The 23,896-nt window shown below is 67.7% G+C and carries 24 protein-coding genes and 1 pseudogene; 6 read left to right on the forward strand and 19 right to left on the reverse strand.

All coding sequences use genetic code 11. The annotated features are described in order from the left end of the window. Positions 1–2: 2 nt before the first annotated feature. From ABZ470_RS22900 to ABZ470_RS22955, 12 genes are read right to left on the reverse strand one after another with little or no spacing between them, the layout of a single operon-like run. Positions 3–1,247, reverse strand: coding sequence for a hypothetical protein (locus ABZ470_RS22900; RefSeq protein ID WP_362778417.1), 1,245 nt, complete (start codon positions 1,245–1,247; stop codon positions 3–5). Next, on the reverse strand, positions 1,244–2,521 hold the full coding sequence (locus ABZ470_RS22905) for a hypothetical protein (protein WP_362913642.1): 1,278 nt from the start codon (positions 2,519–2,521) through the stop codon (positions 1,244–1,246). The genes ABZ470_RS22900 and ABZ470_RS22905 overlap by 4 nt, the downstream gene beginning before the upstream one ends. A 2-nt stretch (positions 2,522–2,523) precedes the next feature. Beyond that, positions 2,524–3,210, reverse strand: coding sequence for a hypothetical protein (locus ABZ470_RS22910; protein ID WP_362913644.1), 687 nt, complete (start codon positions 3,208–3,210; stop codon positions 2,524–2,526). Beyond that, complete coding sequence (locus ABZ470_RS22915) at positions 3,180–4,415, reverse strand: ATP-grasp domain-containing protein (RefSeq protein ID WP_352014362.1); 1,236 nt, start codon at positions 4,413–4,415, stop codon at positions 3,180–3,182. Before ABZ470_RS22915 ends, ABZ470_RS22910 begins: the two co-directional genes overlap by 31 nt. Then, positions 4,412–5,440 (reverse strand): glycosyltransferase family 2 protein, encoded by a 1,029-nt coding sequence (locus tag ABZ470_RS22920; RefSeq protein WP_362778411.1) that lies wholly within the window; start codon positions 5,438–5,440, stop codon positions 4,412–4,414. Before ABZ470_RS22920 ends, ABZ470_RS22915 begins: the two co-directional genes overlap by 4 nt. Before the next feature lie 24 nt (positions 5,441–5,464). After that, positions 5,465–6,208 carry a hypothetical protein gene (locus ABZ470_RS22925; RefSeq protein ID WP_352014360.1) on the reverse strand — a complete coding sequence of 248 codons (744 nt, stop codon included), beginning with the start codon at positions 6,206–6,208 and terminating at the stop codon, positions 5,465–5,467. Then, positions 6,186–7,565, reverse strand: coding sequence for a hypothetical protein (locus ABZ470_RS22930; RefSeq protein WP_362913646.1), 1,380 nt, complete (start codon positions 7,563–7,565; stop codon positions 6,186–6,188). The genes ABZ470_RS22925 and ABZ470_RS22930 overlap by 23 nt, the downstream gene beginning before the upstream one ends. Next, entirely contained in the window at positions 7,562–8,356 is a 795-nt protein-coding gene (locus ABZ470_RS22935; RefSeq protein ID WP_362913648.1) for a hypothetical protein, read from the reverse strand. Before ABZ470_RS22935 ends, ABZ470_RS22930 begins: the two co-directional genes overlap by 4 nt. 1 nt (position 8,357) lies before the next feature. Further along, a complete protein-coding gene (locus tag ABZ470_RS22940) occupies positions 8,358–8,720 on the reverse strand; it encodes an SgcJ/EcaC family oxidoreductase (RefSeq protein ID WP_352014357.1) in 363 nt (120 codons plus the stop codon). Positions 8,721–8,747: 27 nt separating this feature from the next. Further along, entirely contained in the window at positions 8,748–9,734 is a 987-nt protein-coding gene (locus ABZ470_RS22945; RefSeq protein WP_362913650.1) for a hypothetical protein, read from the reverse strand. Continuing rightward, complete coding sequence (locus ABZ470_RS22950) at positions 9,724–11,253, reverse strand: hypothetical protein (protein ID WP_362913652.1); 1,530 nt, start codon at positions 11,251–11,253, stop codon at positions 9,724–9,726. The genes ABZ470_RS22945 and ABZ470_RS22950 overlap by 11 nt, the downstream gene beginning before the upstream one ends. Positions 11,254–11,262: 9 nt before the next feature. Next, positions 11,263–12,240: a UDP-glucuronic acid decarboxylase family protein gene (locus ABZ470_RS22955; RefSeq protein WP_352014354.1), complete on the reverse strand. Its 978-nt coding sequence runs from the start codon at positions 12,238–12,240 to the stop codon at positions 11,263–11,265. A gap of 767 nt (positions 12,241–13,007) precedes the next feature. Between ABZ470_RS22955 and ABZ470_RS22960 the strand changes: the two genes are divergently transcribed. Then, positions 13,008–13,802: a methyltransferase domain-containing protein gene (locus ABZ470_RS22960; RefSeq protein ID WP_362913654.1), complete on the forward strand. Its 795-nt coding sequence runs from the start codon at positions 13,008–13,010 to the stop codon at positions 13,800–13,802. 318 nt (positions 13,803–14,120) lie between these two features. On the opposite strand, the gene ABZ470_RS22965 is transcribed toward ABZ470_RS22960, so the two are convergent. The 3 genes from ABZ470_RS22965 to ABZ470_RS22975 all read right to left on the reverse strand — a co-directional run bounded on the left by ABZ470_RS22965 (position 14,121) and on the right by ABZ470_RS22975 (position 15,915). Further along, positions 14,121–14,528, reverse strand: coding sequence for a helix-turn-helix domain-containing protein (locus tag ABZ470_RS22965; protein WP_362913656.1), 408 nt, complete (start codon positions 14,526–14,528; stop codon positions 14,121–14,123). A 296-nt stretch (positions 14,529–14,824) separates the two neighbouring features. After that, complete coding sequence (locus ABZ470_RS22970; protein WP_362913658.1) at positions 14,825–15,406, reverse strand: hypothetical protein; 582 nt, start codon at positions 15,404–15,406, stop codon at positions 14,825–14,827. Beyond that, a complete protein-coding gene (locus ABZ470_RS22975) occupies positions 15,397–15,915 on the reverse strand; it encodes a matrixin family metalloprotease (protein ID WP_362913660.1) in 519 nt (172 codons plus the stop codon). The genes ABZ470_RS22970 and ABZ470_RS22975 overlap by 10 nt, the downstream gene beginning before the upstream one ends. Before the next feature lie 732 nt (positions 15,916–16,647). Between ABZ470_RS22975 and ABZ470_RS22980 the strand changes: the two are divergent. Further along, positions 16,648–16,962 (forward strand): annotated as a pseudogene (locus tag ABZ470_RS22980) (transposase); the annotation flags it as partial. Positions 16,963–17,502: 540 nt separating this feature from the next. Here the strand turns inward: ABZ470_RS22980 and ABZ470_RS22985 are convergent. The 3 genes from ABZ470_RS22985 to ABZ470_RS22995 are packed head-to-tail and all read right to left on the reverse strand — an operon-like array spanning position 17,503 to position 19,663. Then, complete coding sequence (locus ABZ470_RS22985; protein WP_362913662.1) at positions 17,503–18,225, reverse strand: protein phosphatase 2C domain-containing protein; 723 nt, start codon at positions 18,223–18,225, stop codon at positions 17,503–17,505. Continuing rightward, positions 18,222–19,058: a GntR family transcriptional regulator gene (locus tag ABZ470_RS22990; protein ID WP_362913664.1), complete on the reverse strand. Its 837-nt coding sequence runs from the start codon at positions 19,056–19,058 to the stop codon at positions 18,222–18,224. The genes ABZ470_RS22985 and ABZ470_RS22990 overlap by 4 nt, the downstream gene beginning before the upstream one ends. Before the next feature lie 20 nt (positions 19,059–19,078). Beyond that, complete coding sequence (locus tag ABZ470_RS22995; protein WP_362913666.1) at positions 19,079–19,663, reverse strand: hypothetical protein; 585 nt, start codon at positions 19,661–19,663, stop codon at positions 19,079–19,081. A gap of 300 nt (positions 19,664–19,963) precedes the next feature. Between ABZ470_RS22995 and ABZ470_RS23000 the strand changes: the two genes are divergently transcribed. Genes ABZ470_RS23000 through ABZ470_RS23010 form a run of 3 tightly spaced genes read left to right on the forward strand, consistent with a single transcriptional unit; the run spans position 19,964 to position 21,067 of the window. Further along, positions 19,964–20,275: an HAD family hydrolase gene (locus ABZ470_RS23000; protein WP_362913668.1), complete on the forward strand. Its 312-nt coding sequence runs from the start codon at positions 19,964–19,966 to the stop codon at positions 20,273–20,275. Next, on the forward strand, positions 20,265–20,600 hold the full coding sequence (locus tag ABZ470_RS23005) for an HAD family hydrolase (protein ID WP_362913670.1): 336 nt from the start codon (positions 20,265–20,267) through the stop codon (positions 20,598–20,600). Before ABZ470_RS23000 ends, ABZ470_RS23005 begins: the two co-directional genes overlap by 11 nt. A 50-nt stretch (positions 20,601–20,650) precedes the next feature. After that, positions 20,651–21,067: a TIGR03668 family PPOX class F420-dependent oxidoreductase gene (locus ABZ470_RS23010; protein WP_362913672.1), complete on the forward strand. Its 417-nt coding sequence runs from the start codon at positions 20,651–20,653 to the stop codon at positions 21,065–21,067. Positions 21,068–21,100: 33 nt separating this feature from the next. Here ABZ470_RS23010 and ABZ470_RS23015 read toward each other — a convergent pair whose 3' ends face one another. Next, positions 21,101–21,844 (reverse strand): GntR family transcriptional regulator, encoded by a 744-nt coding sequence (locus ABZ470_RS23015; protein ID WP_362913674.1) that lies wholly within the window; start codon positions 21,842–21,844, stop codon positions 21,101–21,103. A 1,026-nt stretch (positions 21,845–22,870) separates the two neighbouring features. Between ABZ470_RS23015 and ABZ470_RS23020 the strand changes: the two genes are divergently transcribed. Beyond that, on the forward strand, positions 22,871–23,107 hold the full coding sequence (locus ABZ470_RS23020) for a hypothetical protein (protein ID WP_362913676.1): 237 nt from the start codon (positions 22,871–22,873) through the stop codon (positions 23,105–23,107). Positions 23,108–23,896 lie beyond the last annotated feature (789 nt).

Genomic DNA, 23,896 nt, shown 5'->3' on the forward strand with positions numbered 1-23,896 from the left:
GACTACTTCCTTTCACCGATGAGGATGTGAGACGCGGGCTTGTCCAGGGTGCGCAGCCAGCGCAGGATCACCAGGGCGTGGACGAGTTCGCCGAAGGCCAGCACGGTCACCGCGCCGAGCGCGCCCGCCCACGGCACGATCGAGAAGGCCAGCGCCCCGACCGCGACCAGCGAGACGGCCGCCCCCGCCGAGGTCGCGGCCAGGGCCCCGGCGCTGGCGTTCTCCATCACGTAGTTGGCGCTGCCGACCGCGAAGATGACCGGCACGCACGCCGCGTAGACGATGACGACCCCGGCCCCGCCGTACGGCCGCAGCACCGCCAGCGCCAGCGCCAGTACGGCCGGCACGTACACCACCCCGGCCAGCACCAGCAGCCGCAGCCAGCGCGACAGCCGGTCGTAGGTCGCGGTCAGGTCGCGCTGGTTCAGGGAGCGTGAGACGTCGGGCTGCAGGACGCGCAGCAGGTAGGAGAAGGCGTTCAGCAACAGGGCCGAGGCGACGGAGGCCATGTAGAGGCCGGTGCTCTCGGCCCGCGCGCCGGTCACCGAGAGCGCCACGAACAGCAGGCTCATCGACAGGCCGCCGACCAGGTCGGGGATCGCCATCAGCAGCGACGTCCGCATCGCGGCCCGCACGAGCGTACGGCGCCGCAGCCCGTCGAACCGGGGTCGCAGCATGACCAGCAGCACCACGTTGACCGTGGCCATCGTGGCCACGGTCAACGTCAGGAACGTCACCGGGGAGACCTTGAGGACGACCACCACGACCGTCCAGCAGGCCAGCGCCACGCAGAGCGTCAGATGGGCGGCCACGTCCCGTTTCGGCTTGCCGAGGGCCCTGGACAGGCCGACCATCACCTGGGTGAGGCCGACGCAGATCGCGTACAGCCCGGCCAGCCCGGCGGTCGCCCAGTGGCCGGAGTGACCGAGGGCGACCGTGGTCGCCAGCACGGTGAGCGCCACGGTCAGCAGCAGCGCGCAGAGTGTGACGAAGACGCCGACCAGCAGTGAGGCGACGGTCGGCCGCAGCCTCGGGATCAGCTTCAGCGCGCACTTCTCGATGCCGATCGAGGCCAGGGGAGCCAGGAACATCATGCTGCCCATGGCCTGGGCGTAGTCCGCGTACCCGTTCGCCCCCCAGGCGGCCAGCAACGCCAGGTTGGACAGCAGCACGGTGCCCCGGAACGCCGCCCGTCCGCCGAGCAGCATCACCAGGGCCCGTGTCTTCGGAGTCCCCGGCAGCCTCATGTGAGGGGGGCGGCGTAGTCGGAGGTGACGAACCTTCCCTTTCCCCCGACGGTGATCCGTACGGTCTCCGCGGGCACGACCTCAAGCGGGAACTCCCCTCCGGCCAGGGTGAACAGCTTCTGCCGTACGGTCGTGTACACCTCCTCGCCCGCCTCGTCCGCCGGGACCACGTGCACCCGCACCAGGCCCGTCGCGTCCTGGTGCACGAAGCACTCGCTGACCCCGGGATGGGTGGCGGCCAGGTGCAGGAACGCGTCCGGGTAGAGCTTCTCCCCCGAGGGGAGCGTGACGTAGTCGTTGCTCCGCCCCGTGGTCAGCCGCAGGGTGCGGAAACGACGCCCGCAGGGGCAGCGCTCCGGGGAGATGAACCCGATGTCGCCCAGCCTGTAGCGGACCAGCGGCATGGCCCGTTCGAGGAAGGCCGTCACGACGACGTTGCCCGGCTCCCCGTCGGGCAGCACGGCGCCGTCGTCGCCCACGATCTCGCAGTACACCCGGTCCTCACCCAGGTGGGCGCGGCCGTGACGGCAGTCGTAGGTGACGTTGAGCACCTCGAACGCCGAGTACTCGTCGAAGACCGGGGCGCCGAACTGCTCCTGGAACAGTTTCCGGTGTTCGGGCAGCAGCAGTTCGGACTCGGTCATGACGATCCGCAGCGTACGGCGCAGCTGTGCCATCTCCTCCGGGGTGAGTGCCCGCAGCAGCGCCCGCAGGTGGACCGGGTAGCCGATCAGCACCTTGGGCCGGTTGGCCAGCAGTTCCGCCTTGATCTCCCGCATCGGCCGGTTGGAGAGGATCACGTGCCTGCGGAACAGGTTGAACCTCTCGAACATGCGGGCCGGCGGCGCGAACGGGCGGATGTGGCTGAGCCGGTCGGTCGGCAGGTAGCGGCCGGTCGCCAGGAACCGGCGCACGCAGGCGGCCATGTGGTAGTCGTGGCTGTCCTGGTCGTGCACGATCCTGACCCGGCGCCCGGTGCTCCCGCTGGTCTGGAAGGACAGGCAGTCGTCCAGGTCGACGCCGTCGGCGAGCATGCGTTCGAGCGGCTCGTCGCGGAGCACCTGCTTGTCCAGCACCGGAAGGCGTGCCAGGTCGGCCAGGCTCCGCAGCGGCCCTCCGGCGTAGCGGGGGTCGTCGCGGTAGTAGGGCACCCGGGTACGGGCCACGTCGAGCATCCGGTTGAGCCCGTTGAGCTGACGGCGGCGCAGCCCGGCCGCGCCGCCGTACTGCCGGGCGATGGTGAGCGGTATGTATGCCGCCTCCCGGACCAGCATCGTTACGCGCTCTCCGACCGCGTCCCGCGCGGCCTGACCCGGTTGGCCAGCGCGTCCCACCAGCGCTGGGGGCTGAAGAACACCAGCAGCGCCAGGATGACGTGCACGATGATGAAGGCGTAGGCCTCGTTCCTGGTCGGCGGGTGGCCGATGAACACGGTCATGTGCGAGGCCCAGTCCCACACGGCGGGGATGGTGGCGTAGGCCGGGTCGGTGTGGTCGTTGACCGTGAGGAAGGCGAAGTCCTCAAGGCCGGACAGCATCAGCAGCAGCATGCCGTAGGCGAGCCTGCGGGTGAGGGCCGCGGTGCCGCCGCCGAGCCGGTTGGCCAGCGTGATCGTCAGGATGATCAGCGGGGTCAGCGTGAGCACGTGGTAGTACAGCGCGTAGAAGGACTCCCTGGTCCCGGTCTCCACACCGCCGTAGAAGAAGATCTTCGGCACGAAGTAGAGGAAGAACACCAGGAACGCCACCGGCAGCGTGATCAGCGGAAGCTTGAGCCGCTTGGCCCAGTCCACGTCGAGCCTGGCCAGGGCCTCGGTGGCGAAGACGAACGGCAGCAGCTTCACCAGGAACAGCCCGAGTGACTTCACCTCCCGGTCGTGCGGCAGGCCGAACCAGACGAAGGCGGCGGCGGCGACGGCCAGCGCGACGAATATCAGGAAGCCGAGGGGCTTGCGGGGGAGCATCGTTGACCTCTCGTGTCAGGCTCGATCTCGAATCGGAGGGTGCGCAGAGCCCGGTCGACGGCCTCGTCGAGCGCCTCGCGCGTGTCGGCCACCATCACCAGGTAGCCAAGTTTGTGTCCTGCCTGCGTGTAGGCGTTCACGTGGTCGCCGGGTGCCTTGAACACCTGCACCTCGACGACCTCGGGCATCCGCCGCAGGGCGTCGAGCCCCTCGACGGCGGTGAGCGTCCCGTCGGTCTCGGCCGCCAGGATCCGCAGCGTCGCCGTACGGTGCTCGGTGACGTCGATCGTCAGCGGCTCGCCGAGGGCCAGCCGGATGGCGGCCTCGACGGTGTTCAGCCCGAAGGCGTGCCTGACCATCAGCGGCATGCCGTTGCCGCCGAGCCTGGCGCCCATCTCGATGAGGTGGATGTCGCCGGTCGGGGTGAGCACGAAGTCGAGGTTGACCGGCCCCTGCCGGTGCCCGACCTCGGCGCAGATCGCGACGACCGCCTCGCGCAGCCGCGTGTGGACGTCCTCGTCGAGGTCGGCCGGGACGGTGTGCGCCACGCTGATCATCGCGGGCGGCCCGGTGATGACCCGGTCGGTCACCGCCATGAACGCCAGCTCGCCCCCGGCGAGGAAGCACTCGACGGCGCCGTGCCTGCCCTCGATCAGCTCCTCCAGGATCACCTGCCGGGAGAAGGAGTACTTGCGGGCGTGCTCGATCGCCCCCGGCAGGTCGGCGGGGTCGTCGAGGACGGTGATCCCCTTGCTGCCGGAGGAGTCGGCGGGCTTGACGATCAGCGGGTAGCCCAGTTCGGCCGCCGCCGCCATGAGGCTGTCCACGTCGTCGTGCTGGACGTGCCGGTAGGTGGGCAGCCCGACCCGGGCGACCACCTCACGGAAGAAGCCCTTGTCGACCGAGCAGCGCAGCGCGTCCGGCGCGACCTGGTGCGCGGTCCGGTAGATGCGGCTCAGCTCGGCGACCGACTCCTGGGCGGCGTCGCTGGCGGGGGAGATGACGGCCGCGACCTCGATCGGCCCCAGGGCGCGGGCGATGCCCTCGGGGTCCCTGCTGGTCATGCAGAGGAAGTGGTCGGCCTCGGCGGCGCCGAGCGCGTCGGGGCGCTGGTCGACGCCGATCACCCGGTAGCCGAGCCTGCGGCCCTCCCGGTACGCGGGGATCTGGTCCTCGCCCCCGCCGAGCACGATGAGGTTTCTCAACTGGCGTCCTCCCAGACCTCTGGTTCCCTGAAGTGACCGCTGACGTCGGGTGTCTCGTAGCCGTAGAGGGCTTCCTGCGCGCGGATCGGGATGTTGGCCTCCCGGATCTGGTAGCGGGGCACGCCGATGGCCTGCACCCGCATCACCCGCACGAGGTAACGCGCGATCACCATCAGCAGGGCGAGGGTGACCAGTACGGCCGTCAGCCCGGCCAGTTCGACCGCGACGGCCCCGAGCCCTCCGGCGAGTGCCAGCGCGAGCACCGCCGTACCGATGGCCATCACCGCCGCGGACAGGCCGATCAGCCAGGTCAGCGGCCGGAACGAGAACCCGAAGAACAGTTCGACGGCGTGCGAGAACAGCTTGCGCAGATTCCACTTGCCCTGGCCGTCGAGGCGGGGCTGGTGCGCGGTGGGCAACGTGGTGTAGCGGGCGCCGAGCAACGGCGCGGTGGCGATGAAGTACGGCGTGGACAGCCTGCTGTCCACCACCTTGTGCGCCACGCTCGTGCGGACGATCCGGAACACCGACGCCCCCTGGGGCAGCTCGATGCCCAGCCACTTCCTGGCGATCGTCTGGTGAGCCCAGGTGCCGAGCCGCCGGTGCCACGGGTCCTGCCGGTTCTCGCGTACGGCGAAGACCACGTCGTACCCTTCGAGCGCCTTGTCCACCAGACGGTGCATCTCGTGCGGCGGCGACTGCAGGTCGGCGTCGAACTGGACCGTCCACGGTTTCGAGGCGTACTTGAACCCCGCGGAGAAGGCCGCCTCAAGACCGAAGTTCCTGGCGAAGGAGATGTACTTCACCTGGGGGTCCTCGGCGGCGAACCCCTTGATCGCCTCAAGCGTGCCGTCGGTGCTGCCGTCGTCGACGAACAGCAGCTCGACGTCGTCGTACCTCGACAGTTCGGCCCGGATCTCCCGGTAGGCACGATCGACGCAGGCGATCTCGTTGTAGCAGGGGACCATCGCGGTGATGCCGGGGGGCGGGACACGGCCCGCCCCCCGCTTCACCCGTGTGTCCATCGAACGCACGGAGTCGGCCATCGGTCAGTCGAACATCGCGTGCATGGTCTCGTGGGTGGCTTCCTTCTTGCTGTCGGACTCACTGCCCCAGCAGGTGTTGAGGATGATGCGGGTCTTGTCCGCGTTCAGCGGGATGGTGCGGTGCAACGTGGTGTCGGACCGCAGGAAGTACAGGTCGCCGGTGACGTGTCCCCAGGTCCTGATCGGGTGGGCCTGGAGGTACTCCTCGACGCGCGGGTCCTGCTTGTTCCAGTCGGTGTGCGGGACACACTGGAGCTGGCCGCCGTACTTGGCCTCCGGGGCCTCGATGATCCAGATCACGGTGAAGCTGAAGTCACCCCAGTGCCAGCCGTGTGTGTCACCCTGCTTGTGCTGGCGGATGGCGATGTACTTCTCCTCCTCCCACGGGCACTGCAGAACCGGCTGGGCCGCGATCCTGGACAGGAAGCCCATCAGCGCCTGCGACTCGTAGACGGCGGGGATGAGCTCGCTGTCCTTGGCGATGGCCTGCTGGCTGATCGTGCTCATGTAACGGGGGGAGTTACCCGTCTCGGCGAGCTGGATGTCGATCCGCTTCTCGTGCAGGTCGAGCAGCCGGTGGACCTCCGTGCTGACCTCCTGGAACAGGTCCTTGGAGACCAGCTCGGGCAGCTTCACGTAGCCCTCACGGCGGAAGTGCTGCGAGAGTTTACGCACGGCGTGCTCGTCGGTGTAGGTGGTCTCCAGGTGCTCGGCGAGACGCTGGTCAATCGTTTCCTTCAGCGACATCTGACATCCGACCTTTCTGTGGTAACGGTCCGCCCTCCGCTGAGGCAGGACCCCCGGAAGGCGCACGTTCTCCGGTGGGAGTGAGCACCTTCACAAGCTTGATCTTTCCGTTGGCTTCTGGAGTGATCCGATGTGTGCGCCGTACGGTGACGTCCAGGCCGGGCGCTCTGCGCCGGACCTCCCGCTCGATGTCGGCTGTCACGTCGTCGGGCGCGTCCCCGGACAGGATCACCAGCACCTCGACCGCCCCCGGTCGCGGCTGGAGTATCTGCAGCCGGACGACCTGGGAGAAATCCTGGATGACGGTGGAGATGAAGTCGCCGTAGTAACGCCTGCCGTCGGCGGCGACGATGCGGTCCTGACTGCGGCCGACGACCTCCCGCACGATCGGGGTGGTCGCGACCCCGCAGGGGCAGTCGTTGGGGGAGATCCGCACCCGGTCACCGAGCCGGTAGCGGATCAGCGGCATCGCCTCGCTGCGCAGCCTGGTCACCAGGATCTCCCCGACGCCGTCCTCGACGGAGACGGTCCCGTCGTCGTGCTCGACCTCGACGACCAGGTCGGAGGTGCGCAGGTGCATGCTGCCCGCCGGGCAGGTACGGGCGATCGTGAAGACCTCGACCGAGGCGTACACCTCCCGGTGGGAGGCGCCGAAGTAGTCGAGAACGTGGGCGCGGGCGGTCGGGGTGAGCCGCTCCCCGCCGAACAGCACGGTCCTGACGCCCTCGTGGGTGACACCGCGCCGCTTCAGCTCGTCCACGATGCTGGCGATGACGTTGGGGAAGCCGATCAGGAACGTCGGCCTGGCCGCGAGGAACGCCTCGACCTGCTCGTCCAGCGGCCGGTCGGTGCGAATGTGGTGGTTGCGCAGGATGCCGAACCGCTCCAGCGGGTGCCGCAGGAACGACATGACCCGGAAGTAGGCGATGCGGTCGGTCGGGCGCAGCCCGTTGGCCAGCATGTCCTGCAGGTAGGTCGCCCGCAGGTACCCCAGGTCGCGTTCCGAGTTGCGGACCGTGATCGGGATGCCGGAGGAACCGCTGGTCGTGGCGGCCCGGGTGTTCTCCGTGGTGAAACCGGCCGCGAGCATGTCCCGCGCGGGGGCGTCGTGCAGGGTGAGCCGGTCGAGCGTCGGCAGGCCGGCCAGGTCGTGGGCGGTGCGCACCCCCTCGACCTGGGCGGCGGTGAGCGTCCTGCGGTAGTGCGGGACGTCGGCGTGGGCGTGCCGTACCAGCTCGCGCAGCAGCCGGGACTGGATCCGCAGCTGCTCGGCGTGGGGCAGGCGCTCCTGCCTGCGGATCATGGCCAGGTTGTAGGCGACGGGCGCGAGACTGATCGTCGAGCGCAGCCTGCTCATCGCGACCCCCCGTCCAGGGTCGGCGTGCCGTGCTCGGCGCAGCGGCCGACGGTGAGGTGGGTGGTGCCGGGCAGGGTGATGTTCGCCAGCGTCGGCCTGCGCCGCCGCGTCATCGTGAACAGCGGCCCCGACCCACCGGTCCGCGCGTGGACCCGCCGCCAGTTCAGGTGCGTACGGCCACAGCCCCGGTGCCGTGCGCCCAGGTAGCCGAGCCGTTCGTCGTGCACGACCTCGGTGACCTCTGCGGCCGCACCGTCCTCGACGACCTCGCCGGGGGAGCGGCGCAGGAAGACCCGGGCCCCGGCCGTCCCGCCGTCCAGTTCGGTGAGCTGCGCGGCGTCGGCGAGCAGCCCGGGATCACGGGCCTCCCGCAGCGCCCGCAACTGCCCCTGCCGGAGCTCCGGGTCGGCGACCTCGGCGGACGCGCTGAGCACGACGTGGTAGCGCCCCCCGCCGGGACCGATCCGCTCCCAGTCCAGCAGGGACGTCCGTACCTCGAACAGCGGCAGGTCGCGCCGATGGGCGCCGGTCAGTTCGAGCGCCTCGAACAGCTCCGCGGGCTCCCCGACCCACAGCGGCTCCTCCCGCCGCCGCACGTACGGCGCGTCCAGCGGATACAGCCGGTCGAGCACCGTGTCGAGCCGCGTCACCGGCGTCGCCTCGGGCTCGTCGAGCCGCGCGCCCGCCACGGCCCACATCTCCCGGTAGTACGGCACGGCCGCGAACGCCCGCGCCACCGTCTCCCGGTACCCCCGCTCCCAGGCCCTTTCCGAGAACCCCCGAGTCCACATGTCAGCAGAAGGTGTTCTGGTCGTGCAGGAGCAGCCACCGGCCCTCGACCAGCGTGAAGTACAGCGTCAGGTAGTACTCCTTCTGGTACGGCTTGCCCTCGGGGTCCAGGTCGTCGTAGACCACGGAGAGCAGCGCGAACGCCGACTCACCCGCCGTCGAGATGCGGACGGTCTCGGTTCGCAGCGACCAGTCGGGGTCGCCGAACCACGAGGTGTGGAACTCGGCGACGGCGTCCTTACCCCGCAGGAACGTCCCGTTCGGCAGGATCACCGTCGCGTCCGGGTGCACGGTCTCCAGGTATCCGTCCAGGTCACGGGAGCGGATCGCCGTCAGGTGCGCGTCAAGCGCCTGGGGGAACTCCATGGTTCTTCCTCTCTGAAACGCTCTGGGTCACCAGGCGGCGATCACCAGGGACTGGGGGACGAGCTCGCTGCCGAACCGCTGTTTCAGCTCGGCCATGCCCTTGCCGAACTCGCAGCCCTCACGGCCGTGCGAGATCATGTAGTCGATCTCCCGCAGGTACAGGTCGAAGTAGAGATCGCGCCGTCCGCCGTCCCGCACGTCGAGCGAGCCGTTCACCGTGGTGACCAGCCGCCTGCCGTCGTCGAAGGTCAGGTCGAAGGACAGCAGCCGGTCCCCGTCGAGGTGCCCGAAGTAACGCACCCCCTCCTCCCCGCCGAGCGCCTCGAAGTAGCGCACGGGCAGGGGCGGGGCGTACGGGCTGTGCTTGCGCACGGTGGCGCAGGCCAGCGCGCTGGCCCGTGCGGCGTCGATGCCGCAGGTTCCCCGCAGCACCCGGGTCCGTTCGGACGCCTCGGTGTGGATCCGCAGCAGCCTGCGCCGCCGGTCACGCGGCAGGTCGGCGAAGTAGTCGTCCAGGCTCGCCCAGCGGTTGCGCAGCAACGTGTTGGGCGCCGTGGTGATCCTGGGCCGGAACCGGCGGCCGAACACGGGCATCGTCTCGGCGGTGACCTGCCGGTACAGCACGCCCAGGCAGCGCCTGCCCAGCCTGCGGCGCACCGCCTTCTCGAACGCGGCGGCCGCCTCGGCCCGCTCCGCGACGGACAGGTCGGCGGCGAAGGCGAACCCGCCGGTGAACCCGACCGGCAGGTGGCAGTCGAACCACCCGACCGGCGGCATGGAGCCGGGCTCGGCGTACCCGCGCCGCCGTGACGGCCCGTCGGCCGAGCCGGTGAACAGGCAGACCACCTGGCCGCCCTGCCGTACGACGCCCAGGTAGACCGGGCTGGTCGAGCACCAGGCGATCGCGGTGAGCGCCCGTGCCTGCCAGGCCGCGATCAGACCCTCCTGCTTGCGGAAGATCTCCCAGTCGGCGGGCACCGGCTCGGTCGTGGGGTCGATGATCTCAGCGCGCACCGGGATCACCTGGCCTGAGCCGGCCCAGCACCCGCTCACGCAGCGGGCGTTCGGCACGGTCACGGTAGGCGTGGACGGCGGCGACGACCGCGTCCCGGCCGAACGTCCTGTCGAGCCGCCGCAGCGGCGGACCGGACTCGGTGCCGAACAACGTCAGGTAGAGGTCCCGGTAGGAGGCGCGGTCCCAGCGTTCCGGCAGCGCGTCCCCGGCCAGGAGCGGGCCGGGTTCGGCGTCGGAGACCTCGTCGATCCAGCACCGCCCGTACCCGGCCAGCCAGGCCAGGGCGTGCCCGACCCGCTCGGCGACCTCCGGGGTCCCCCCGGTCAGGGCGACGACCCGCTCGGCGTCGTAGCTGTGCGAGTGCAGCAGCCCGAGTACGGCCCGCATCCGGGGCAGCGGGGCGGTGTCGCCGTCCCCGTCGATGAGCTCGTGGAGCGCGACGGCCTTCGGGTCGCCCTCGCGCACCTCGGCCAGGAACCGGTCGTAGGCGTCGTAGGCGCCCAGGAAGGAGGCCCGGTCGAGACCGAGCCGCATGTCGGACAGGCAGTTCGGCCTGCCGTACAGGAACAGGACGAGCCGGGGCGGCATCACCCGCAGCAGGTCGCCGACCGTCATGCCGCCGCCCCGGGAGCCGGAGACCTTGCCCCGGTCGCCGAGCTGGCGGACGAGGCCGTACGGCACGATCACCGGCTGGTGCGCGCGCAGGTAACCGCGGTAGATCGGCTGGGTGCGGTCCATCGTGCTGCCCGCGCTGCAGTGGTCCTGACCTGCGGGTTCGCAGTCGATGCGCTCGTGGGTCACCCGCAGCGTCCAGTCCAGCGCCCAGGAGGGCTTGACCAGTTCGACGCGCCTGGTGGTGGCGAGCGCGCCGCAGGACTCGCAGGCGTACCGCACCCGGTCGTGGCCGAGCCGCAGGTTACGGGTGCTGCCCCGGCCGCACTGCTCGCAGTAGACCGTGAACAGGTGCTCGGGGGCCTGGTCCAGCAGCTTGGCGAGCTTCCTGGCACCGCGCAGGTAGCGGCGCTGCAGGGGCACGTAGGTGCCGGACAGGTAACGTTCGTACTGGTAGTGGGTCTGCCAGGGAGAACCGGCCGGGGTACGGCCGTCGGCGTCGGCCTCGGCGGGACAGATGCCCATCCGCTTCAGCTCGTCGATGTAGCGACGGCAGATCCGCCTGCTGCGCTCGGTCACCGCGCCCAGCGGACGCGTCCCGTACCCGGCCAGTTCGGACTGGGCCGCGGCCTGGGCCGGCCGCACCGGGTCGTAGTCGTCGAAGCTGAGCAGGATCGACGACCTGCGCCCGAGCCGTTCCAGCGCGCGGTGCACCAGGTAGGCGCAGGCGGTGTCGCGGAAGTTGCCGACGTGGAACCAGCCCGTCGGCGACATGCTGGTCTGGATCACCACCCGCCGCTCGGGGCCGTGCCGGTCGATCAGGCGTCGCGCGTAGTGGTAGGCCCAGTGCGGCTGGGTGTGATCCTGCTGGAACAGGTCGGCGTAGCCGGTCCTCGTGGTGCTCATGCCTTCGTCCTAGGAGACCGCTCCGGCCAGGTTCTCGACGCTCCACAGCCGCGGATGCTCCTGGAACCAGGCGATGGTCTGCCGCAGCCCCTGCTCGACCGGCGTCCTCGGCGCCCAGCCGAGACGGGTCGTGGCGAGCGTGATGTCGGGACGGCGGATCTCGGGGTCGTCCTGCGGCCGGGGCACGAACGTGACCTGCGAGGCGGTGCCGGTGAGCTCCCTGATCCACTCGGCGAGGTCGAGCATGGAGATCTCGTGCGGGTTGCCGATGTTGACCGGGCCGGGCATGTCCGAGTTGAGCACCCGGAAGACTCCCTCGACCAGATCGTCCACGTAGCAGATCGACCTGGTCTGGCTGCCGTCCCCGGCGACCGTGATCGGCTCGCCGAGCAGCGCCTGCCTGACGAACGTCGGGATCGCGCGGCCGTCGAAGGGCCGCATCCTCGGACCGAACGTGTTGAAGATCCGCAGGATCGCGGTGTCCACACCGTGCGCCCTGTGGAAGGCCATGGTCATGGCCTCGGCGAAGCGCTTGGCCTCGTCGTAGACACCACGTGGGCCGACCGGGTTCACGTTGCCCCAGTAGGTCTCCGGCTGCGGGTGGACCTGCGGGTCGCCGTACGCCTCGGAGGTCGAGGCGAGGACGAACCGCGCGCCCTTCTCCCTGGCCAGTTCGAGGGCGTTGTACGTGCCGTTCGAGCCGACCCGCAGCGTGTCGATGGGGAGCCGGAGATAGTCGATGGGCGAGGCGGGGGAGGCGAAGTGGAGGACGGCGTCCACCCTTCCCACGACGGCCAGATGCTCGGAGACGTCCGCGCGTACCAGGCGGAAGTGTCCGTCGGTCATGAGGTGTTCGACGTTGGCGACGGCCCCGGTGAGGAAGTTGTCAATGCAGATGACCTGGTACCCCTCGGCCAGAAATCGCTCGCAAAGATGCGAGCCGAGAAATCCGGCACCTCCGGTAATGGCCACGACGGGCCTTATCATGAGATCTTCTGACTTTCCTCTGTGGCCCCGAAGACGGTTATGGGAAACACCTTGACATTCCTTATTCGCATGTTTTCTGGGTGCGGAAAACTAATTCTGCGCAACCGAAGACGCCGCTGGGTGATGAACGCTTCGTTGAGGGACGGTTAAGAGCGCTCTTGACGTTCCGGAGAGTATTCCGACGGCGGTGTCACCGTCAACACCTTCGTCGCCGAAAGCTGTAAACAAGGTGATATATGCATATATGTCGGACATCTCGGGTGCTGTGGACGGGCTTTCGCCCGCTGAACGGGGCGTTGAAAAATGGCCTCTGACCTGCGATTATGTGGTCCGTTGAGCACGCCTTGAGCATTAACGATCACTGTACGTGTGTTTAACGGCGCCTCTGTCAATCATTTGGGTCCGTTGTCATCCGACCCTGACTGTGCATGTGGCGACAACTTTTATCCTCGGACGCCGATTGGCATGTGGAGGACGCTCCGCCCCTCCCCTGACCTCCCCAAACGTCGGTAATCTGCTGCAACGCCCTCGGGTGATGACCTGTCCGGTTTCCGGACAGGAACGTTCCATGAGGAGGTGGCCCCACTTCTCCCGGGCACGCGGAGCGGAGCGTGCAGAAGCCAGGCCGAGGAGCCCCTTTCCCCGGCGCCGATTCCCCCTTCCCCGCGCCCCCGGAAAAACACCCGGCCGGCCATTTCCTTTAGCCTTCACGTTTTCTTCGGGGAAGAGCGCTCTCCCGTCCCCGGTGTGTCCGCCAGAATGAGGAGATGTCCCGAGAACACCTGCGAACCACCTTCGACACCGTGGCCGCCGACTACCAGAGGGCGCGTCCCGACTATCCGGCCGATCTGTACACCGACCTGCTCACGATGACGGGGATCGAACCGCCCGCGAACCTGCTCGAAGTCGGCTGCGGCCCGGGAAAGGCCACCATCCCCCTGGCGAGGCTGGGCTTCCGGATCACGGCGGTCGAGCTCGGCGCGGCCCTCGCCGGGGAGGCGCGGCGCGAACTACGCGACTTCCCCGCCGTCTCGGTGGTCACCGCCCCGTTCGAGACCTGGCGGCCACGGGATGTCGCCCCCTTCGACCTTCTCTACGCGGCCACCGCGTGGAAGTGGATCGACCCCCGGCTGAAGTACGACAGAGCCGCCGCCCTGCTGCCCTCCGGGGGACACCTGGCCGTGTGGGACGCCCAGCACGCCTTCCCCGAGGACTTCGACCCCTTCTTCACCGAGATCCAGCGGGTCTACGACGAGATGGGGGAGGGCGACGGCGCGGCCTGGCCACCACCGACGCCCGAGGAACAGCCCGACCCGACCGCGGCCGAGTTCGAGGACTCCGGACAGTTCGCGGTCGTCGGGACGCGACGCCATGTGTGGGCGCGGAGGTACACCGCCGAGGAGTACATCGCGCTGCTGGACACCTTCTCCGGCCACATCGCCATGCAGGCGTCCAAGCGCGAACACCTCTACGGGGAGGTGCGCCGCCTGCTGGCCGTACGCCCGGACGGCCGACTGACCCGCCACTGGCTGGCCATTCTCACCGTCGGCCGCCGCCTGTGACGGTGATGAGCGACCCACCGTCTACGGCCTCGGACCGCGCACGCGGTCGTCGCGAACCCTTCAGGGCGATGAGCAACCCGAGAGTAAAGACCCAGTTCAGGAGGGTGCGCAAAGGGAAGTCGGAAAAAGGGGCAGAGGTATGACCGCCGATCACTGATCTTTAGTTCGTGGGGTTACGACGACTTGAGAGTCAGGCCGGTCCCGGCCAGGCAGCCGTCGATCAGATGCGGCCGGTACTGGATCTTCTTCAGCCCCGCTTGATCACGCGCACCAGGTGATCCAGGCTTGCCGCGGCGAGGTCGGCCGGCCCGCCGCGGTTCAGCAGGACCAGATGCCCTCCACCGGATTGAGGTCGGGAGCATAGGACGGCAGCTGGAAGACCCGCAGCCAGTCATCGTTGTCGGCGATGAAGCGCCGCGTCTCCGGGCAGATGTGCCGGTTCAGATCGCCCCAGTCGTGTGCGGCCGGACCTCGTAGCGGCGCGGCCTCCAGCCGGGCGAACCGCGCCTGGCTCAGCCGCGGCAGCGACGCCGGGCCTTTGAAGGCCAGGGCCGCGTAGCCACCACAGGTCCAGGCCCGGCGCCACCGGTTGGCCGACATCCGACTGACCCGTAGTTCTTTGGCCACCTGCTTATCGGTGTATCCGCGGGCGAACAACTCGGCCGCGCGCAGCCGTACCTGCTCACGCTTGGCTCGTTGGACAGCGGTCAGTCCACCGCCCTGCACATACCGCGTGACCTGGACACACCGCAGAACCCTACGCGCTCACACGACTGTCGATCACCACGAATTAAAGATCAGGAAGGTAATTTTTTCGGATCGGCGATCAGTCAATGCGGCTGCGGTTCACCGCTCGGGCGGAGACAAGGTTGCCGTGCCGCTCAATGAGTACAATACTTATTGTCTACATGACTCGGTTCATGGCTTTTTGGGTACGGCGGGTGGCTTTTTTCGTCAGTGGTCACTCTGTAAAGCTCTCGCATTATTTATGCGGTGTCGATACTTAGGCCGGACTGCTGTCGTTAATTCTTCGGGATAAGCTGATCGCGAGGCACCTGATTTGCGATGGCCTTCTTCCACCGCTCATGAACTGCCGCCCGACTGTTTGCCTCTCCGACACTGTTCGCCTCTCCTGAAAGCGGAACGTCCCCATATTTGGGGGTTAAGACGTTCAGGCCGGCGCTGTTGACTCGAGTTGCAAACAGATACTCTTGACCAGCGCTGAGGAGGGTGTCCTCTTCGAACACTTTCAGAGTGTTGGTCAACGAGTTATATCCGCCACGCTGAGCTACAGTGACCGTACCGGTGAAGGTGCCCTTCAGGCTTTCGGAGACATCTACACTCCAAAGCGTGACTGGAATGTCTGTAGTGCCATACGTAGTCTGTCCGGTCTTGGCGGTTACGCGTCCGATAAAAACGTTGTCAGCCCATCCCGCGAGCTTTCTTTCATCGGAGTAATCGAAGGCGCGCTGGCTGTGAACGTGGCTTACCGAGAAGTCGGGGCGAGCGATCACCCCGATCGCCCCGACGGTCAGCGCCCCCGCAACGCAGCCAGCGAGCACCTGATATAAGGCAGGGCGTGCTATTTTCACCTTCAGCACCATTGGGCTCTGTATCCGTTTCTGTCGTCGGTTTGTGGTGACGTAATTGTTGTATTGTCGTAGTACATCAGGGCTGATCCATTCGACACGTGGCCGAGCCCAAGGGCATGCCCTAGCTCGTGGGCGGCGACGTTACGCCTTCTTGCAGTGCTGAATCCGGACATGTAGTACGAGTTTAAATAAATTTCGTCCGTTCCGATCGAGTCATTATCGTAGATGCCGTACGTGTCGTCATTTTCTGAATAATCGAGCCATTCTATATCGCTATACGTTCCACTGGTGTCGGCGGCTATCGTAATGCACCCGAGTGCATTCCAGGCGCTATGGGCATTTTTGCGCGCGTCATCCCACCGGGTGCTGTCGACCCATCGAATCTCGCCCTCGTCTACTGCGTACTCGCCTGTAAGGACATATGCGTGTGCCGCAGACTGATAACCGAGGCCGAGGCCTAGGGCGAGAATGAACGATGCGCCAACTCGCAACGCTCCGGCCCTGAATGATTTTTTTACCATGGTTAAGATGTTAGGTACGAGGTCGCGTGGAAGCAAGAGTTGTTTTGAAGTAGTCATAATCGTTCTTGATGTCTTGGTGCCGACCAGGCAATGGTTACCCTTGGTGTTCCGTTACGGGATGTCTGAAACTATTAGAGGGTGCTTAAATTGTCGGGTGGGAATCCGGGTGAGATGAAACAGGGCGAAGGTCGCAGCCAGATAGGCGATGTTTACGAAAGTAGCCGGCAGATACATGCACTCCTCGAGACGGGCAGGTGCAGCGATTCAGGTGGGTAAGTGTCTGCTCCACCATTCAATCGCGGGGCCATGCCCAACGAGGCACGATCCGGGGGAGTCTCCGCCGATACCTAGGTGTGTCGTGTACCGCCATCACATCGGGTGGCCACCTGCAAGGTGATCCCGGTGACCTGCTTGGCCCACTGCAGGAATGGATAAAAGTGACCCTGTTTATTCGGCCGACCGTATCCTTGCTTGACTTGTATGGAGCCGTACCGGGCAGGCATGGGTCAGATCCGGTAACCGCAAATAAAGGTCACCGTAACAGCTTATTGTTTTCGCCCTAGTACTCCAGCCGTACATCGTGAGGCTGAGTGAGAGCGTGCGTGTGTGAACCTGTGGGGCTAGGGCCACAACTACGACAGACGGCCACCGCTGTGATCATTCAGGTGTGATGGAACTGAAGATCATGCGGTGGCCGTGTCGGCCAGACTAGAACACCTCAGCGCTACCCGTCTGCAGGCCGGACTGGACGACGCCTTCGCTCACGTGGCAGGGCGTTTCGGGAGACGGGAGGTACGGCTGCGCGTCCGTTCCTGCCTGCAAGGACTACTGTCCGGCCTGCAACGCACGACCGGCTGGTCGTTGGCCGAGCACGCCGGGGAAGCCACCCCGGACGGCATGCAACGGCTGTTTTCGACCGCCAAGTGGGACGTCGACGCAGTCCGCGACGACATCCGCACCTACGTGATCGACCACCTGGGCGACGCCGACGGAGTGCTGGTCGGCGATGACACCGGCTTTGAGAAGAAGGGCACCTGCTCGGGAGGGAGACCTCCCCCTGAGCCTCCCCCTGAGAGGAGCGACCGCCTACATCTCCGCCACGGGTCGCATACGGCTGGAGCGAGGCGACTGGGTCGGGAGAATCGGCTGAACGGGCGACCGCAAAAATCCAGCACACGCGAGCACTGTGTGAGCAGCCCGAACACACAAGACCTCGGCGTCGTGTTGCGAACCCTTCAGGGCGATGAGGGACCCATGCTCCAGAACCACAAGACGCCCGCGAAGACCTTGTTGCGAACCCTTCAGGGTGATGAGGGACCCGAGGGTAAAGTCCCAGGTCAGGTATGTCCGCATGGGGGGACTGTTTCTGCGGCAGTCCGGCGGCAGTGCAGCGGCGCAGGTCAGAGCGTTGATCATTATTGGGTACGGCCTCGGGCTGTGGGGCTCTGTCCATGATGGCGGGTTCGTGGGTTAGGAGTCGAACGTTCCGAGCTTCACATCGTCTATGAAGGCGTTCCACCTGGAGGCGCTGAAGGTCAGTGTGGGGCCGGGGGGCTTTGCTGTCGCGGATGGCGATCAGGTCGGGGATCAGGGAGTGGGTTTCATGTCGATGACGATCACGGTGACGTTGTCAGGGCCGCCGTGGTCGAGGGCCAGGGCGATGAGGTGGTCGGCGATCTGGGGTGGGTCGGCGGGTGCGCGCAGGGCCTCGGTGAGGAGTTTGCCGGGTACGGCTTCGGTGAGGCCGTCCGAGCACAGCAGGAACCGGTCGCCGGGGTGGAGGGTGTGGGTGGTCAGGTCGGGGGAGCGTCCTTCGGGGCGGCCGTCGAGGAAGCGGGAGATGCGGGCGGGGAGGTTCGGTACGGCCTCGGCGTCGGCGATGAGGTTCCGGTAGGTGTGGTCCTCGGTGAGGCGCCGTAGCGGCGTGCCGGGGGTGGCGTGGGCGGGCAGCAGGTAGGCGCGCGAGTCGCCGACATTGGCCACGACGGCGGTGGTGCCCGACCACATCAGGGCCACGAGGGTGGTGCCCATCCCGGTCAGGGCGGGGTCGGCGGTGATGGCCTCGTGCAAGGTCCCGCCGGCGGTGTGGATGGCGCCGCCGAGCAGGTGGGGCAGGTCGGCGGCGTCGGCCGGGTGATCGCAGGGGCGTAGGACGTCGATCACGGTCTGGGCGGCGATGTCGCCTGCGGGGTGGCCGCCCAGACCGTCGGCGACGGCGAACAGGTGGGTTCCGGCGTAGGCGGCGTCCTCGTTGCGGCGGCGGACGTGGCCGATGTGGGTTCGGGTGGCGGCGTGGGCGGTGAGGGTCATGGCCGCTCACCGTCACCAGCGCTGTCGCCGCCGTTGGTGGGGTCGGGCCAGGGGGGTTGGGCGGATTCGTCGCGGTGCAGGACGTGTACGGTCTCCACCCGGTCGCTGGCCACGACGTATTCGGTGACCTCGATGGGCTGGTCGTCACCTCCGGAGACGCCTTGGCGGACGATCTCCAGGACGGGCAGGCTGGTGGGGATCTCCAGCAGGGCGGCCTCGTCCTTGGTGGGCATGCGGGCGCGATGAAATTCGATCCAGCTGATGGGCCAGTGTCCGGCCTGTTCCAGCCGGTACAGCCAGTCGCCCGGTCCGGTGGCCTGGCCGGTCACCTCAGGGGCGTCGGTCAGGCCGCGGGGGTGGATCCAGGAGACGGCGATCTGGAACGGCGGCTCCGACTGCGGGCCGGTGACACGGAAGCGGCGGGTCACCGTCGTGCCGGGCGGGACACCGAGCAGTTTGGCGATACGCGGATCGGTCAGGGGCTCGGCGGACACCGTGGGCGGGACGTGGTGTTTCCAGACCTCCTGCCCGGATGCTGAGGGGAAGGAGCAGCCGGGGCCGTCGGTGGCGACGTTGCGTTTGACGAGGTTGCCGCGTGGCCTGCGCAACCGCATCATGCCGTGCCGGACGATGATCCCTCGCCCCTGGACCGCCCAGACATACCCCTCGGATTCCAGGACGCCGATGGCGCGGCCGATGGTGTCGCGGTTGGCACCGTACTGCGCGGCGAAGTCATCCAGGCGCGGCAGCCTGGCTCCGGGTTCCCACTCACCTGCTTCGATCCGTGTCCGGATTTGCGTGGCAAGGTCCCGATAGCGCGAATGTGCGGCCATCGTGCGGCTCTCCTGCTGGTTCAGGGGACGGCGGGTTCGTTGGTCCAGATGTCGCGGCCGTGTTGCCACAGTTCGTTGACGTGGTAGGCGAAGCGGTCGTAGAGGCCGTCGTCCTGGTGGCGTTTGAGGTGCAACATCGGGGAGTCGTGGCCGACGAGGTTGGCCAGGTGCGGGGTGACGAGCATTTCGTCGTCGAACTGGAAGACCGACAGAGCGATGTGTTCGTCGCCGAAGCGGGCCTCGATGCCGGAGAGGTTCTTGAGGGGGTCGAGTTCGGCCAGGGTGATGCGGATGCGGGTGGAGACGGTCAGCGGTACGGCTTCGGCCTGTTCGCGGCGGCGGGTGACGTCGCTGTCGGGGTCGCCGAGGAGGAAGCGGACGCGGCAGCCCTGTTCGGCTTTACGTTTGAGGACTTTGGCGAAGTTGGGGTGTTCCAGCCAGAGGAAGTAGTTGGTGTATCCGGCCAGGACGATGGTTGAGGTGGCGTTGGTGATCAGGGAACGCCACACGCTTTTGGGGCAGGAGGATCGGTAGGGGTAGACCGACAGGACCTCGCGGTCCGGGCCGGTTTTGACCGTGTTACGTATCGCATCGGGCCACAGCACGGACTCATCCACTTTCAACGCTTCGGAGGCGGCCCACCGGTGGCGTGGGTGGGGCACGCGCCCTTCGTCCGTCAGCCAGCGTTTCCGATTCCCACGGTGCGAGCAACCCCCCTGACATGGACAAGGCCCTGGCGCCGTAGGGTGCCAGGGCCTTGCGGGGAGGGCAGGCGATCAGGCGTCGAAGGCGCCGGTGTTCACGTGGCCGATGAACGAGCGCCACTGGGCGGGGGCGAAGGCCAGGGCCAGAGGGGTTCGGCGCCTTCCGGGCCGTTCATGGAGGGGCGGCTTACCCTGCCAGGTGTGATCAGGGTTGTGGTGTTCGACATCGGTGAGACGCTTGTTCGGGATGATCGTTATTGGGCGTCCTGGGCTGATTGGCTGGGGGTTTCCCGGCACACTCTGTCGGCTCTGGTCGGTGCGGTGACGGCGATGGGGCTGGACAACGCGGAGGCGATCCGGCTGTTGCGTCCCGGGGTGGATCTGTATGCCGAGCGGCGGGCCCGGGAGGAGGCCGGACGCGGGGAGTTCCTTGACGAGAGCGATCTGTATCCCGATGTGCGGCCGGGGTTTCGGGCGTTGCGGGAGGCAGGGGTGCGGGTGTGTGGCCGGTAACCAGACGGCCAGGGCCGGGGATCTCGTGCGTGGCCTTGGCCTGCCCGCCGATGAGATCGCCGTCTCGGAGGAGTGGGGGGTGGCGAAGCCGGACCCGGAGTTCTTCCGACGTGTCGTCGAGCTGGGGAGGGCGGCACCGGAGGAGACGGTTTACGTGGGGGACCATCCGGCCAACGACATCGTTCCGGCCAGGGCGGCGGATTTGCGGACGTGCCTGATCAGGCGAGGCCCATGGGGGCACCTGTGGGCGAAGGATCGGCCGGCTGATTGGCATATCGACGGCATCTCGGAACTGGTGCCTTTCCTTTGTGGAAGTTCCGAATGAATGCGGTTCACAGTGGGCTGCCATTCGTGTGATGAGGGCATGGTGAAGGCGTGAAACTGGATCCCGTAGAGGCTCGTTCCCGGTTTGAGGCGGCGCGGGTGGCCCGTTTGGCCACGGTGAGTGATGATGGTCGACCTCACCTGGTGCCGGTCACGTTCGCGGTCGTTGACGATGTGGTCGCGATTGCCGTTGATCACAAGCCGAAGTCCACGGTACGGCTGCGGCGGCTGGCGAACATCGCGGCGAATCCGCAGGTTTCGCTGTTGGTGGATGAGTATGACGATGACTGGGACCGGTTGTGGTGGGTGCGGGCGGATGGCCGTGCCCAGGTTCGGGAAGAGGGGCCGGAGCGGGCCCGAGCGTTGGAGCGGCTCATCGACCGTTACGGACAGTATCGGGAGGTGCCGCCGACCGGCGCGGTGATCCTGGTCCACATCACCGGCTGGACGGGCTGGTCGTTCGGCTAGGGTTTCGCGGTTGTCGCCCCTTGCGCGTGATGGTCAGTCGGGGATGTCGAAGGTGTATGACCAGGTGAATCTGCTTGCCGAGTGGATGCCTCGGGCGTATTCGATGACGTGGCCTTCGGCGGTGCGGGTGGTGCGGCGCACTTCGACGACGGGTTCGCCTGCGGGGAGGCCGAGCAGTTCGGATTCCTGGGCGGTGGGCATTCGGGCGGAGATGTCCTCGGTGATCTGGTGTGGGGGTAGGCCCTGGTCGGTCAGGACTTGGAATCCGCCGGACTGTCCGGCGATGCCGGGTGTGGGGTCGGTCAGGGGTGTGCCTTCGACGTCGGCGGGGCGGTAGTAGGAGGTCATGGTGTGCGTGGGGTTGCCGTCGCGGGTCATGACGCGGGCTCGTTCGTAGACCGGTGAGCCGGGTTCGAGGCCGAGGGCGGTTGCTGTGGCTTCGTCGGCCTCGACCAGGGAGACGTCCTGTGTCTGGTGTCCCTGCTGCTGGGCGGAGGCGCTTTTGGGCTGTTCGGTGGCGAACACTTCGACGGTGGTCTTCTGCCAGCGGTGGCGTGCGTAGCGGTCTGGTCCCAGGCGTCGGATGGGGTAAGCGTCGCGGACATAGGCGCCTGATCCGTGCCGGGTGACCACCAGGCCCTCTGTTTTGAGCATGGTGAGGGCCTTGTTCGCGGTGTTACGGGAGACGTCGTATCGGTCGGCGAGGTCACGGACGGAGGGCAGTTTCGCGCCTGCGGGCAGGCGTCCTGCGGTGATGTCGGCCCGTAGATCGGCCACTATGCGACGCGCGGGCGAATTCGGGTCTGTTTGCACGCGAACCACCATATCCAAGTGTCGTAGGCCATTCCGCTTGACGGACATCCTGACCTGCTCTAGCGTCCAGTGTCGTACGACACTTTAGGGCAGTTCTCGCCCCGCCTCATCCAGACGGCTCCTTGATCAGGAAGTGGAGTCCAAGCCGTGACCAAGCCTAGTGTTTCGACCTTTGAGTCGATCACTTTCCGCAACGGATGCGACTGCTTCGGTGACGCCGTCCCCTTGCCCATGGGATGTGCCCGCTGTGGCCATTCCCCCTACGCCCATGGCTGTTCGCAGCAGGACGGGCACGAGTACGTGCAGCCGTCCGGTCTGCTGATGAACGCCCGTCTTCAGGCGCGTCGTGCGTACGGCCCGCAGTTCCTTCCCGCGCCTCGGCCTCCGGTGGAGGTCGCGCCCGCCGAGGTGGTTCCGTTGGCGCCCGCCCAGCGGCGTCCCGAGTCTGATCCCGATCCTGAGGCGCCCGCGCTGGTCCCGGCGGCGAAGGCCGTACCGGACGGTCGTGTGGATGAGGCCGGGCCGGATTGTGGGCCGGTGCCTGGTCGGCGTCGTCCTGCTCCTGAGCCGGGAGTGGCCGCGACCGCCGTACGGGAAGGTCCTGCGGATTCCGGGCCGGGGGTGTCTGCGGTGGTTCCGGACGGCTCTGTGGAGGAGGGCGGCGCTTCTGGGCAGGTGCCTGTGGACAGGCCGGTCGCCGCTCCGGAGGTCGCGCCCGTTGTGCCGGTACGGCCGTGGCCGCCTCGGCGAATCCGGCGTCCCTTCCCTGGCGCTCCTCGGTTGGGGATCACCTGGACGAGGGTGCGTCAGCCCGGTGGTGTACGGCCCGCGAGCGGCAGGCCGCCTCGACGCGGCGGCCGATGTCGTGTTCCCCAGGCTCAGGCGGTCTGTCGGCCCGGCGTTCGTCCGGCCGGCACACACCTTCTTCGTCGTCCCGAAGGGCAGGCCCGTCTGGCGAACACCCGTGCCAGGCATGCCTCTGGTCGGATCTTGGAGGTCCAGATCATGCAGCACACCCCCGGCCGCCCGGTGATCCCGGGGTGGCGGTTGATCATCAGTGACGCGGGCCGGTTCTGGGCCTTCCGCACCCACCTCTTCCCCCGCGCCGCCGTACGGGCTGGAGCCGAGTCGGCCGTGGACGCCGACACCTTCGACGAGATCCAGGCCATCGTCGCCGAGCAGGAGGAGACCGCCCGCACCGCCCTGGTCGAAGAGGTCACCTCATGACGGGACGGCATCGCGACGGCCTACCGTACGCCCCGGTCTATCGGCGGGTCTGGGACGGTCCAGCTCGTGCCGAAGCCGAGCGGATCGACCAGGCCTGGGCGGACTGGACCGTGCTCTACAGCCTGGGACGACGCTGTTTCTACGCCGTGGCCGTCTGGGACGGCCCCCGGCCAGTGATCGTCGAGGACCCCACCGGAGACGGGTTGGAGGAGCGGATGCGGGAGGCCGAGATGATCCGGGCCATTCGGCCCTCGCCGCAGTCCTCCCCGACGCCGGTCCGGCGTAGGAGGGGCGGGGCCGGCCGTCCGCCCTCTGGGACGCGGAACGAGGTGGTCGGCGGGGAGACGGCATCCGCCAGGGGACGGCCTTCGCCGGGTGAGGGAACGGTGCCTGCCGGGGGACGGCCTTCGTCAGGTGAGGCAATGGTGTCCGCCGGGGCACGGCGTTCACCGAGTGAAGGAACGGTGTCCGCTGGGGATCGGCGTTCGCCGGGTGGGAGGGCGGCATGATGCTGTCGGCCTGGGCTCCGCGTCAAGTTTCTGAGTTTTCAGATCGAACCTGTAACTCCGTGCAGGCGGCTCACCCTGGTTGGTTGGTTTTCCACAGCTCGCAGTTCGGGTTGTGGAGCGCCTACCGGAACGCCCTGTCCGGGAGGCCGTACCCCGGGGACGTGTTGTTGGTTCGGGCCGGGTCGGCTGAGGAGTTGGACCGCAAGTTGGCCACTCAGGTGTCCCCGGTGGTGCCGCCCAGCATCAAGGCCGTCGCCGTCGCCCGCGCTCTGCAGACCGC

This window comes from Streptosporangium sp. NPDC020072, from assembly GCF_040631445.1.
Classification (GTDB): Bacteria; Actinomycetota; Actinomycetes; order Streptosporangiales; family Streptosporangiaceae; genus Streptosporangium.